We start from the raw sequence: 12,672 nt of genomic DNA on the forward strand, positions 1-12,672 counted from the left end.
GTTTTTATTCGTCTATTTTTGATAGGAGATAACAAAAATACTGATACGGATGTTGTGTGCTTAAAACTGGAGAGAGGGAGGCGCTGATTGGAAGTCAGTGGAGAGCAAATGAAAAATGTGTAGGTGCGTGAATTGAAAGGGAGGGTGAGAAGCGGGGAAAAAAATGAGGAGGAAAGGGGGAAGACTGCTTTTCAGCAGTCATTTGATAAAAGAAAGTAATGCGCATGCATGGATATTTGCCGCTTCCGAGGTTAGGTGTACTAATCCTCGCTTTAGCAAGCGTAAATCAAACTTACTGCCGTCCCAGATGAGCGGATCAACGAAATTCTCAGACAATAAGTCCGGTGAATAATATGTCGTGCCTTTTAATGGCGGCTTGCGTTCAGGCACCGGGACGTCCCAGTCACCAATGCGCGTAATTTGCGGATTGGGTTTAAGCCGATACTCGCAACTTGGATCGAACGTCAGGGGCTTGGTGCAATCCTGCCAGCTAACGCAAGCACTTGTACGTTCTTGGAACCAGCGCCAGGGTTCGTCGCTTTCAACCGCGAAATTTGCATATTTAACGATTAATTCAGAGTGTGAATGTGGGTAAGCAGCAGTGACAGAGTCAGGATGCACAAAAGTGCCGTTGATCATGTAACTGCCATCATCATTTACCGTGATCTTATAAATCTTGTTTTTGACTAAATTGTGTTGGGGATCGTTTTCCCCAATATACTTGACGTGCATGTATACACCTCGATCGTTGAAATATTTCGTTCGACACAAACTACATCGAGAATGTACCGAAATTAGTTAACTTGTACGGGCCTGTCAGTCTTTATACACTTCGTCTTTCAAACTGCCTCTTTGTTGGCTGCGTCGCTCACCTTGATCACCGTACGGCTAGCTATGTGACCGGGGATGCTCTCTCTTGCCGCCGCGATGCAATTTGAAATCCATTGCGTATATCAAAAATATTCATAACTTTCATAGATGTAAGAATCTTACCTAACGTTTTGGCAAAATTTGATAAACCAACGTTGTATTTTGTATATGAAATTGATTTTTTGAGGGTTCACATAGTGGTGGTTGTTTCGTTGAATTGCAATGGACCTTAACATTTCCTTGTTTTGGCATCGATGAAGTGTCTGGGCTGCGCATTCGAAGCACTGGCATTCAATCATTTGATTTTATGCCGCGCAGACACTCCATATGTCATCTCATTTATTCACGCTGCCTTTCAATAGGCATCCGTGTTGCTGTGCTTACGTTACTACCTCGGTGCTATTGTGCCATTGCGTTGGCATGATAAGTGATATGTTCTCCAATGAAGCTGGCAATAAAGTAATAGCTGTGGTCATACTCCGGATGAAAATTAATGGTGACCGGGTAGCCGATTTCATCACAAACCGCTTGCAAGAGTTCAGGGCGTAATTGATTTTTCAGAAAATCATCATTTAGCCCTTGTTCAATCAGGATTGGGAGCCCCTCTTGCACATGCTGGATCAATTCTACAGTGTCATATTGCTTCCAGGCAGCGAGATCTTCGCCAAGATACGTGGAAAATGCATTTTTGCCCCATGGCACCTGACTGGGGGCGACAATGGGGGAGAAAGCGGATACGCTGCGATAACGCCCCGGATTTTTCAATGCAATGACCATTGCGCCGTGGCCACCCATAGAATGTCCGCTAATTGCCCGAACATCAGTCACATCAAAATTTGCCTCAATCAGCTCGGGTAATTCAGAGACAACATAGTCGTACATGCGATAATGCGCAGCCCAAGGCTGTTGTGTGGCATTAAGATAGAAACCTGCGCCTTGCCCAAGAGAGTAAACCGGATCATCAGCAACGCCATCACCCCGCGGGCTGGTATCGGGTGCCACAATGACGATGCCATGTTCAGCCGCATAACGCTGGGCGCCGGCTTTCGTCATGAAATTCTGTTCAGTGCAAGTCAATCCTGAAAGCCAATACAGAACAGGTAATTTTTTCTTTGTTATTTGCGGTGGCAAGAAAATGGCAAAACGCATCTGGCAACCCAAAACCGCTGATTCATGCTGATAAACATCCTGCCACCCGCCATAACAGGCGTGATGCTCGATTCTTTCCATCACCTTTTTCTTCTCTCTCAAATTATTTTCAATGTACCGACAGGTTTATTCTGTACCGCATTGACTGACAATGCGGCTTTGGGTTTCTCTACTGCTTTTTATTTCTGCTGCTATTTTTGCTGACAAGAAATAACAAAACCGCGTGATCAGTAATGAATGACTGTCCGGATCGATTTACCTTCATGCATCAAATCGAACGCTTCATTTATCTCTTCCAGTGGCATGGTATGGGTAACAAAAGGAGCAAGCTCAATCTCGCCTTTCATCGCATCTTCCACCATGCCCGGCAATTGGCTGCGGCCTTTCACGCCACCAAAGGCGGTGCCTTTCCATGTGCGTCCTGTGACAAGCTGGAATGGTCGGGTAGAAATCTCCTGGCCTGCACCGGCCACGCCGATGATTACGGATTGTCCCCAGCCGCGATGCGCACTCTCAAGAGCTGCCCGCATGACATTAACGTTGCCGATACACTCGAAAGTATGATCAACGCCCCATTTTGTCATATCCAGAATAACTTGCTGGATGGGTTTATCATGATCGTTGGGATTGATGCAATCAGTGGCACCGAACTGCTTTGCCAATTCAAATTTGGTCGGATTGGTATCAATGGCAATAATGCGTCCTGCCTTTGCTTGTCTGGCGCCCTGAATCACAGCAAGGCCAATGCCCCCCAGCCCGAAGACTGCCACAGAATCCCCCGGTTGCACTTTGGCTGTATTATGCACAGCACCGATACCGGTAGTGACACCGCAGCCCAACAGGCAAACATGCTCATGATTTGCGGCAGGGTTTATTTTTGCCAGTGAGACTTCTGCAACCACCGTATATTCACTGAATGTAGAACAGCCCATGTAATGATAGAGAGGCTGCCCATTGTAGGAAAAACGTGTTGTACCATCCGGCATGAGGCCCTTACCTTGCGTGTCACGCACTGCAATGCAAAGGTTTGTCTTGCCGGATTGGCAAAAGTCACATTTGCCGCATTCGGCGGTATACAATGGAATAACATGATCACCGGGTTTAACACTGGTTACACCGTCACCGACTTCAACAACCACACCCGCCCCCTCGTGCCCCAGAACGACAGGAAATAAACCTTCGGGATCGTCGCCTGACAGGGTAAAGGCATCCGTATGGCAAACGCCGGTATGGCTGATTTTGATCATCACTTCACCTGCTTTCGGAGGGGCGACATCAATTTCGACAATTTCGAGAGGTTGATTTGGCCCAAAGGCAACGGCAGCGCGCGATTTCATAGAGTTCCTCTTTTTGCTGAGAGTATTTTTTGCTGAGAATAGTCTTATATTGATAACGCTATAGTTGTAACGCAAATTCAATAACCGGTTGTTATGGTTTGTGCTAACTGTGATCACGGTTGCACTTTGATCTCAGTTCCATTTTGATCACCATTCCGCATTGGCTGCTGTGAGAATTAAATATTCAGTATCGGATGGTATATGGCGGGCAATCTAAAAAAAGCGGAATTTAATGGGGGATCTATTGGATTGCATAATAAGTGAAGCTGATCGCAATTTATTCAGTGAAGTTTTATTGTACTGGAATACTTAAACTTTCCCGATATATTCTGTGTTTTGACAGAGTGTTTCCTTTTTTGATAAGGCCAGTTTCACTCATCATTCCTCTCTCAGTGATATTGAATATGGAGTTTAATTCATGCGAACAACGTCAGCACTTTTTCTCTTATTCGGCACAATGTTTATTGCGGGAGGATATGGCGCGACCTTTTTGATCTCAGAATATTTCCGCTCAAATGGCGGAAGTGATATTGATACCGGGGCAACCCTTAGCGTGGCTTTGGTCGGTACATTGATTGGCGTACCCTTGGTTGGATGGTTTTCTGGCAAGCTGGAGGCTTCGCGCTTTGCCGCCCTTGCTGCACTGTCACTGTCTTGTGGCTATTTTCTCTTTAGCAGTTCCGGTGGCGGGCTGGATTATACGCCACGCATTGCCGCTTTCTTGATCGGGCTGGGTTGGGGAATGTTCTACATCAGCGGGCCGATGGCGCTGTCTGAACGTGTTTCTGATGCAGACAGAGGACATTGGTTTACGCGTTTCAGTGCGTTTCAAATGGCCGGTATTTGCGGCAGTCCAATTATCCTGACTATAGCGGTTCAGCAGGGACAGGTGCCTATCTTAATCACCTTTCTCCTCGTGGGTATTGTAGGCATTTTCGCAGCTCTATTTTTCGCCGTCTTTGGGAGCAGGGAACCCCGTGCGCAACGGGAATTATCATTGCGGCCTTGGGTGAAAAACATAACAAAGATTGCGAAAAGCAGCGCGCTCCGGCCTATCATTATGGTCGGGCTTGGCGGTTGTGTGTTCTCCGGCATGATGGCATTTCAGGGTTCACTGGTCGAAGGAACACAAGCCAACGCCAGTACCTTTTTCGCTGTCCATGCACTGACTGTCGTTGTATCGCGGCTTTTGCTGGCACGCTATTTATCCGTCATTCCCCGTATACCACTTGTCACCGCGTTAATGTCATGTTTGATACTGGGCATTTTATTCTTGCTTGGTATACCTGTTCACTCAGCATTTCAGATTGCCGCCGCCATTTTCACCGGCTTAGGCTATGGATTGGTGTATCCGGTCATTCAAACATGGGCAATCAATGACTCCGCCCTTGAAAACCGCCATGCCGCTCTGACGTGGTTCGTGGTTGCTTATTTTGTCGGAATATTTGGCTTTCCGATGATAGGTGGCTGGATCTTGGTTGAAGCCGGAAAAACCTTATTCATTATTGTATTGGCAGCAATAGCGGTTCTTGAGCTTGCGATGGCGTTAGTTGGAAGCGCAAAACAGGCTAAACCCACTGGAGTAGGGGCAGGGGAAGTAAAAAATCTATAAAGGTAAAATAAAAATTTTAGTATTAGGTAACGCATTGTAATTATTAGATAATGTTTGAAATGCGCCATTTTATTAACGGGTCAAAAATGAATCGATATTTTTCATGAAGTTTTTCAGTATATTTAATTATTTCGTTGTTTCTGTTTGGGCAGGCAACTGCCTATGCTGAATCAGAACAGCAATCACCGGAGGAGGTCGCTAAAGAGTTTTATATATGGCATATGCAAAAATCAGATACACCTCGGAAACTTTCTCAAAATAAACTTAAAGAATACGTTTCAGAATCATTACTGAAAAAAATTGATGATGCTACAAGCTGTAATGAACCAGGAGATTATGATGATTGTGGTTCAACAGAAGTTGAATATGGCGTGAACTATTATGTCAAGGCTCAAGACATCTATGATTATTGGTTAAATGTAGATGTTATTCCTCTTAGTAAAACGGAGACTGTGGCTAAAACGAAAGTTATTTTAGGAAAAGTGAGTGGGCACCCTAATTATCTTTTAGTCACTTTGGAAAAAGAAAACAAAAGTTGGAAAATAGTTTCAGTCAGAAGTTTTCATAGATAGCACAATAATCGGCATATATCAGGGTTAGGAAAAAATATCAGAATCCATATGGATTCTGATATATGATCAGCGAGTTTTACAATAAACCTTACAGCAATTCAAATGCCCGCTCGATAATTTCATCAGAATAAGGCTGTTGGCCGTTTTCCATCTGGATAATCGCTTTAACCAATCGCGCCATTGTCACTTTATTATCCACATCAATAACTGCGTTATTGGGGATATCGACCGCTTTGCAAACATATGCAATGTAATTTTCAGTGTTATTTTCATTGGGAGGCGCCCAACGAGAAATAAACTGGCGAATCGTATTATAGCCGTATTTGCGCTCGTAATTGCGCAAGATTTTCAGCATGGCTCGTATTCCATACTCAGGCGCTACAAATTGGCAAAATGATTTATCTGTTTGTTCATCACGCAAACCTTGCCATTTATCGTGATGGCGAATATTACCTGGGTTATGGTTACGGATCCCTCTTGTCATTATTTATCTCCTAAACGTTTATTAATTGCTCGGGCAGCAAATTCCCGAATTTTTTCGACGCCAATAAAACCAACAGCCCCACCGAGAGCGGGTGAAACACTGCTTGGAATACCAAACAGCTCCAATCCACTGGAAAATCCCCACGAGAGCGCTCCGCACAGCAGCGGTTCAACCCAGCGATTTTTTCGCTCTACCCCGTCATAAATCAGACGGCCATAACAAATCATGATGGCCAAAATTGAACCGGATATTTGCGGCCATGAGTTTTTCATTCCATTAAGTAAATCAGCCCATAAATCAGGATGTTCTTTCATGATTAATTCCATATTTGAGTGATGGGCATCATGGCGACAGGAGTTAGTAGGAAGTTAAATCTGGTGATATAAGGCAAATTGCCTGTAAATCGGTGAAATTGTGATTAGCTTCCTGCGCTCATTCAATGATGTCCCGTACTCTTTTATGGTAACGCCAATAAAGAAAATCCACATTCGGATGCTATTGTGCTCTGCCCCTTACTTATCAGTTTGTTACTTATTTATTCGCTGTCTCTCTATTGAAAGGCAAACCCATCTAAATTGCACAATTCAAAATAGACACTATATTAATCAATGTGATTTTGTATAAAAAAATTATGTGACAACAAATAGTTATTTATTGTAATTGTATCGTTGATATTTATGACCATCACTCCTGTGACAATCGCCAGACAGCATTGAAATCCTCTTGTCGGCTCAAGCGGAACTTGTCAGTTCAAGTCAAGTTATCAGTTCAAGTCAAGATAGTGTAAGGAAAAATGTCATGAAAGTTTTGATCGCAAAAAATGAAATGGGTACACGATATCATAGCCACTATATCGAAAATGCAGTGCAAAGGTTGGCAGGAAAATTAGCCGAAAAAGATGTTGACGTTGTTGTTGCCGACTCTTTTGATGATAGCTATACGATTATTTCATCCAATGAGCCTGTCGATTGTTTAATGGTAAGCTGTGCACTTATGGATGATGATTTATATCAAGATATACAAAGACTGCTGAATAAACTATTTGAACGGCAGGAAAATGTTCCTGTTTTTTTATTAAGCGATAGGGAAAAAAGTATATTTCTGCTGAACCATGAATTGCTGGAACAACTAACAGAATTTGCCTGGATATTGGAAGACTCTGTCGATTTTATTGCCGGTCGTGCAATTGCAGCAATGCATCGCTATCGCCAACAATTACTGCCTCCTTTAATGTCTGCCTTGATGAAATACAGCCGAACCTATGAATATTCTTGGGCTGCACCCGGGCATCAGGGTGGGGTGGGATTTAATAAAACGCCAGCCGGCCGCCTGTATCATGATTATTATGGGGAAAATCTTTTCCGCACCGATATGGGAATTGAGCGTGCCTCATTGGGTTCGTTGCTGGATCACACCGGGGCATTTGGTGAAAGTGAAAAAAATGCGGCCAGAGTATTTGGTGCAGATCACTCTTATTCGGTTGTCGTTGGCACCTCTGGCTCTAACCGTACGATTATGCAGGCCTGTATGACCGAAGATGACGTGGTGATCATCGACCGGAATTGCCATAAATCCATTGAGCAAGGCTTGATCCTGACAGGTGCGAAACCTGTTTATATGCTGCCAAGCCGTAACCGCTATGGCATCATCGGGCCTATCTATCCGCAAGAAATGCAGGCGAAAACTTTACAGAAAAAGCTGAAGCAAAATCCACTCACCAAAGATGTTGCCAACCAAAAGCCAGTTTATAGCGTAGTGACAAACTGTACTTATGACGGAGTTTGTTATAACGCGAAACATGTGCAGGAATTGCTGGATAAAAGTGTTGATAGGATACATTTTGATGAAGCATGGTATGGATATGCCCGCTTTAACCCAATTTATCATGATCATTACGCAATGCGTGGCGATCCCAAAAAGCATGCAGGGCCAACTGTTTTTGCCACGCATTCATCGCACAAGCTATTGAATGCGCTCTCGCAAGCCTCTTTTATTCATGTCCGTGATGGCCGCAATCCTGTCGATTTTTCTAGATTCAACCAAGCCTACATGATGCATGCGACCACATCTCCTTTGTATGCGATTTGCGCTTCCAACGACATCGCAGTTTCAATGATGGATGGCAATAGTGGTTACTCTTTGACACAAGAAGTGATTGAAGAAGCCGTTGATTTTCGTCAGGCACTGGCTCGCCTGAATCGGGATTTCGGCAAAAAAGGCGATTGGTTCTTTAAGCCGTGGAATCAGGAACAAGTGACAGATCCTGCCACGGGCAAGAAAATTGCGTTTGAAGATGCCCCCAAAGATTTGCTGACGAAAGAGCAAAGTTCCTGGGTAATGCGCCCGGGCGATAGTTGGCATGGTTTTGAAGATTTGCCGGATGACTGGAGTATGCTCGACCCGATTAAAGTCAGCATATTGGCACCGGGCATGGGCAAGAATGGCAAATTGCTGAAACAAGGGGTGCCGGCAGCATTGGTAACGGCATGGTTGAGCCAGCATGGCATTGTGCCTACCCGTACCACCGATTTTCAGATTATGTTCCTGTTCTCTATGGGAATAACGAAAGGGAAATGGGGAACATTGCTCAACACGTTGCTGTCTTTCAAACACCATTATGATGCCAATACACCGCTAAACAAGGTGTTGCCAGATTTGGTCAAACAGTATCCGGATGTTTATGATCATTTGGGATTGAAAGATCTGGGCGACAAAATGTTTGATTATCTGCGGCAGAACAATCCGGGGGAAAAACTGAACCAGGCCTATGCGGGTTTGCCTGAAATGGCCATGACACCGCGTGCGGCGTATCAAGCGATTGTATCCAACAATGTGGAGATGGTAGCGCTGGATGATTTGCCCCACCGTATTGCCGCGAACTCCATCATTCCCTACCCACCGGGCATTCCAATGCTTCTCTCCGGGGAGAACTTTGGCGACAAAACCAGTCCACAAATTGGCTACCTGCACGCATTGCAAAAATGGGATCACCAATTCCCGGGCTTTGAGCATGAAACGGAAGGGACGGAGATTATCAACGGTGTTTATCACGTAATGTGTATAAAAAAGTGAATACGGGAAGATAATTATGGCTACAGTTTCAGACGCGAAAAAAGTCGGACTGATCCCCGTCACATTGATGGTTGCGGGGAATATCATGGGGTCAGGGGTGTTCCTGTTGCCTGCCAGTCTGGCTTCAACGGGAGGCATCGCCATTCTTGGCTGGTTGGTGACGATTATCGGTGCTGTCGGGTTATCGATAGTGTATGCCAAAATCTCCTCTCTGGATGACAGCCCCGGAGGTTCTTATGCTTATGCCCGAAGAGCCTTCGGGCCTTTTCTTGGCTACCAGACCAACGTTCTGTATTGGCTGGCGTGCTGGATAGGCAATATAGCAATGGTGGTCATTGGGGTGGGCTATTTGGGTTATTTTTTCCCAATCTTAAAAGAGCCGGTGATTCTGACCATTACGTGTATCGCAATATTGTGGATATTCGTTTTCTTGAACATCATTGGGCCACATGTGATTACCCGAGTGCAGGCCGTGGCAACAACTTTGGCATTGATTCCCATTGTGGCGACTGCGGTATTTGGTTGGTTTTGGTTCAAAGGCGAAGTCTACATGGATGCATGGAACGTCAGTGGGTTGAATACGTTCGGTGCCATTCAGAGCATTTTAAACGTGACCTTGTGGTCTTTCATTGGTGTTGAAAGTGCTTCCGTTGCTGCCGGTGTGGTCAAAAACCCCAAACGCAACGTACCGATTGCAACGATCGGCGGTGTGCTTATCGCGGCGGTTTGTTACGTTCTGTCCAGCAGCGTGATTATGGGCATGATCCCCAATGAAGCATTGAAAATTTCATCTTCACCTTTTGGTGATGCCGCCAGATTGGCGTTGGGAGATACCGCCGGCGCTGTGGTTGCTTTCTGTGCTGCGGCAGGATGTCTGGGATCGCTGGGAGGATGGACATTGCTCGCCGGGCAGACGGCTAAAGCCGCCGCTGATGATGGGTTATTTCCGTCAATTTTTGCCAAGGTCAATAAAGAAGGCACTCCGGTTGCAGGCCTGTTGATCCTTGGTATCTTGATGACCATATTCCAGCTCAGCAGCATATCGCCGAACGCAGCCAAAGAGTTTGGTCTGGTTTCTTCCGTATCAGTCATTTTTACCCTGATACCTTATTTGTATACTTGTGCCGCGTTACTGCTGATTGGCCACGGGCACCTGGGCAATGAAAAGATGAAATATGTTGTTATCACATTTATTGCTTTCATTTACTGTATCTGGGCGGTGTTGGGAACCGGATCAAAAGAGGTGGTCTGGACTTTGATCGTAATGATGATCATTACGGCGATGTACACGTTTAATTACAATACAAAACACCCGGTTGCGTTCCCATTGGATAAAAAAGATTAATCCACTTTAGGATGTCACAAGGTGCTGAAATATCAGCGCCTTTTTTTTTATGCGTTATGAACAGTCCTGTTTTTAATTAACTGTAGCGGCCAAGAGGGGAGTTGGAGCAATATGTCTGCTTCTTAATCGAATTAATTCGGATATGGGGAAAGTGAACCAATGAAGCGCATTTTGATTACTGGAATGTCTGGGACAGGTAAGTCGTCAGTTATTGTTGAACTCATTCGGCGAGGTTATCAAGCGGTTGACTTGGATACGCCCGAATGGTCGCACTGGGTTTCCACCGTTTCAAATGACGGATTGACGCCCAGAGAGGGGCAAGATTGGGTTTGGAAAGAAGAGGCTGTTCGTCATTTACTTCGCCATAACAAGGCAGAAAATTTGTTTGTAAGTGGCTGCGCTGAAAACATGACCCAGTTTTACGATCTGATCGATATTGTGATCTTGTTATCCGCACCACGAGATACGATTTTGGAGCGTCTCAGCTTGCGCTCTGGAAATGCCTACGGTCAATCCTTGGAAGACAGAAGGAAGGTTATTGAGTTGATTGATATGATTGAGCCAATGTTACGGCAGTCAGCAACATTTGAGTTCGACACACAGCAACCCATCGCCACAACTGTCGATGAGATAATAGCCAAGACGGTGTAGCTGACTGCGATGGGTTATCTGCTAACTTGAAAGATTAAGAGTATAGAGACTAACATGTTTAGGTGTTAGATAACTCACAGTAAGTTGCCTGAATTTCCATATACTAAAGAAATCAGGATAACTTGGTATTTCAGTGATAGGAGCGTGCAATATGTACAAAACTATTTTAGTACCAGTGGATATTTCGGAAGAAGATTTGACCAACAAGGCCGTTGAGAGCGCGCTTAAAATCGCCAAAGAAACAGGGGCAAAAATACATTTCCTGCATGTATTGCCGATTTCATCAGCGATTATTAATGCTTATGCATTAGGCTATATGGAGATTAAAGATAAAGCGACTATCAAAGCGGAACAAGCCTTGAAAGCGCTGGCAGATTCTATTGATTTACCGATATCTGACATCTCTTATTCGATAGCATTTGGTTCACCAAGGGACGAAATAGCGTCTACAGCCAGTGAGATCGGCGCTGATTTGATAGTTATAGGTTCAAGACGGCCTAACATTACTACTCACTTATTGGGTTCTAATGCCTCAGGGGTTGTCAGGTACGCAAAAACATCCGTACTGGTTGTGCGGTAAATAGTACGGTAAATAATGCGGTAAACCGTACGATACCGCCATCGTGAATAGTGAGTTAGTGATTGTATAGGTTTTTGGTGGCTGCTTTACGATTGACACTCAATAGATAACAGTTAGAACCGATACAGGGGAGTGTATATGTATAATATGATTCTAGTTCCAATCGATATTTCAGAAAGCGACTTAACTGATAATGCCATTAAGCATGCAGAATATTTGGCCAGAATATCCAATGCAAAAATCCACTTGTTTCATTCAGTGCCAGATATCTCAAGATTTTCAGTGAGTTATAGCTACCATTATGATTTATTAAGCGCCTTTGCCAAAAAAGCAATTGCGAATTCTGAAGAAGAACTGAAAAAAGTCGTAGAACGAATTAATTTACCTAAGGATAAAGTATCATTCTCTGTTGCCTTTGGCTCCCCACGAGACAAAGTACTGTCTACAGCCCGTGAAATCGGCGCTGATTTGATTATTGTTGGATCACGCCGGCCTGATATTTCAACCCATCTGTTGGGGTCTAATGCGTCAGGTATTGTAGGCTATGCTGACATTTCGGTATTGGTTGTGAGATAACTTTTCTCACCCGGGATGGTTTAATTTTGGATAGTTTTACTCCTTTCTATAAAAACCGTGCAAAATAGCACGGTTATTTTTTATCAATTAAAAATCATTATCCTTTATTGGTTAATGATTCAATTTAATGACGTGTAGAGACAGAGAAATTTTACTTAATCAGAAAACGAATTCAGAGTAATATCTAATTGGTTTTTTCCAGCGATGACAACCTGAATTTGTAAATTATTTTCTGAATTGTTAGTAGTAATGACTGTCACTTCTTCATTCCCTGAATATTTCTTTACAACTTGCAATAATTCTTGTTCAAGTTGTTCGGTTTTAGTGCTAATGGTCATTTATTCCAACAAATTCAAATGAATATTTAAAACATTGGTTTAATATTACTCAAATAATGATAATTCAATAGTTTAATAAGCGTGAT

General features: G+C 44.0%; 13 protein-coding genes. 7 read left to right on the plus strand and 6 right to left on the minus strand.

What is annotated here, in order from left to right:
• Nucleotides 1-198: 198 nt before the first annotated feature.
• The 3 genes from BM100_RS09815 to BM100_RS09825 form a co-directional block, all read right to left on the minus strand.
• A complete protein-coding gene (locus BM100_RS09815) occupies nucleotides 199-732 on the minus strand; it encodes a hypothetical protein (RefSeq protein WP_092510417.1) in 534 nt (177 codons plus the stop codon).
• A gap of 537 nt (nucleotides 733-1,269) precedes the next feature.
• Nucleotides 1,270-2,100 carry an S-formylglutathione hydrolase gene (gene fghA / locus BM100_RS09820; protein ID WP_092510419.1) on the minus strand — a complete coding sequence of 277 codons (831 nt, stop codon included), beginning with the start codon at nucleotides 2,098-2,100 and terminating at the stop codon, nucleotides 1,270-1,272.
• A 146-nt stretch (nucleotides 2,101-2,246) separates the two neighbouring features.
• A complete protein-coding gene (locus BM100_RS09825) occupies nucleotides 2,247-3,356 on the minus strand; it encodes an S-(hydroxymethyl)glutathione dehydrogenase/class III alcohol dehydrogenase (RefSeq protein ID WP_092510421.1) in 1,110 nt (369 codons plus the stop codon).
• 418 nt (nucleotides 3,357-3,774) lie between these two features.
• On the opposite strand from BM100_RS09825, the gene BM100_RS09830 reads away from it, so the two are divergent.
• Nucleotides 3,775-4,968: an MFS transporter gene (locus tag BM100_RS09830; protein ID WP_092510423.1), complete on the plus strand. Its 1,194-nt coding sequence runs from the start codon at nucleotides 3,775-3,777 to the stop codon at nucleotides 4,966-4,968.
• 134 nt (nucleotides 4,969-5,102) lie between these two features.
• Complete coding sequence (locus BM100_RS09835; protein WP_092510426.1) at nucleotides 5,103-5,540, plus strand: DUF3828 domain-containing protein; 438 nt, start codon at nucleotides 5,103-5,105, stop codon at nucleotides 5,538-5,540.
• An 88-nt stretch (nucleotides 5,541-5,628) separates the two neighbouring features.
• Here the strand turns inward: BM100_RS09835 and BM100_RS09840 are convergent, their stop codons facing one another.
• Together BM100_RS09840 and BM100_RS09845 are read right to left on the minus strand one after the other, a co-directional pair.
• Nucleotides 5,629-6,024 carry a structural protein gene (locus tag BM100_RS09840; RefSeq protein WP_092510428.1) on the minus strand — a complete coding sequence of 132 codons (396 nt, stop codon included), beginning with the start codon at nucleotides 6,022-6,024 and terminating at the stop codon, nucleotides 5,629-5,631.
• Nucleotides 6,024-6,338, minus strand: a complete 315-nt coding sequence (locus BM100_RS09845; RefSeq protein ID WP_092510430.1) for a phage holin, lambda family — start codon at nucleotides 6,336-6,338, stop codon at nucleotides 6,024-6,026. The genes BM100_RS09840 and BM100_RS09845 overlap by 1 nt, the downstream gene beginning before the upstream one ends.
• A gap of 484 nt (nucleotides 6,339-6,822) precedes the next feature.
• Between BM100_RS09845 and adiA the strand changes: the two genes are divergently transcribed.
• The 5 genes from adiA to BM100_RS09870 all read left to right on the plus strand — a co-directional run bounded on the left by adiA (nucleotide 6,823) and on the right by BM100_RS09870 (nucleotide 12,248).
• Complete coding sequence (gene adiA / locus BM100_RS09850) at nucleotides 6,823-9,096, plus strand: arginine decarboxylase (protein ID WP_092510432.1); 2,274 nt, start codon at nucleotides 6,823-6,825, stop codon at nucleotides 9,094-9,096.
• A gap of 16 nt (nucleotides 9,097-9,112) precedes the next feature.
• On the plus strand, nucleotides 9,113-10,441 hold the full coding sequence (gene adiC / locus BM100_RS09855; protein ID WP_092510434.1) for an arginine/agmatine antiporter: 1,329 nt from the start codon (nucleotides 9,113-9,115) through the stop codon (nucleotides 10,439-10,441).
• A 159-nt stretch (nucleotides 10,442-10,600) separates the two neighbouring features.
• Nucleotides 10,601-11,092 carry an AAA family ATPase gene (locus BM100_RS09860; protein ID WP_092510436.1) on the plus strand — a complete coding sequence of 164 codons (492 nt, stop codon included), beginning with the start codon at nucleotides 10,601-10,603 and terminating at the stop codon, nucleotides 11,090-11,092.
• 151 nt (nucleotides 11,093-11,243) lie between these two features.
• Nucleotides 11,244-11,672 carry a universal stress protein gene (locus BM100_RS09865; protein WP_092510438.1) on the plus strand — a complete coding sequence of 143 codons (429 nt, stop codon included), beginning with the start codon at nucleotides 11,244-11,246 and terminating at the stop codon, nucleotides 11,670-11,672.
• 138 nt (nucleotides 11,673-11,810) lie between these two features.
• Nucleotides 11,811-12,248, plus strand: coding sequence for a universal stress protein (locus BM100_RS09870; RefSeq protein WP_092510440.1), 438 nt, complete (start codon nucleotides 11,811-11,813; stop codon nucleotides 12,246-12,248).
• A 155-nt stretch (nucleotides 12,249-12,403) separates the two neighbouring features.
• On the opposite strand, the gene BM100_RS09875 is transcribed toward BM100_RS09870, so the two are convergent.
• On the minus strand, nucleotides 12,404-12,586 hold the full coding sequence (locus BM100_RS09875; protein WP_092510442.1) for a hypothetical protein: 183 nt from the start codon (nucleotides 12,584-12,586) through the stop codon (nucleotides 12,404-12,406).
• Between the last annotated feature and the right edge of the window lie 86 nt (nucleotides 12,587-12,672).

The organism is Xenorhabdus mauleonii, assembly GCF_900113945.1.
GTDB classification, from domain to species: Bacteria; Pseudomonadota; Gammaproteobacteria; order Enterobacterales; family Enterobacteriaceae; genus Xenorhabdus; species Xenorhabdus mauleonii.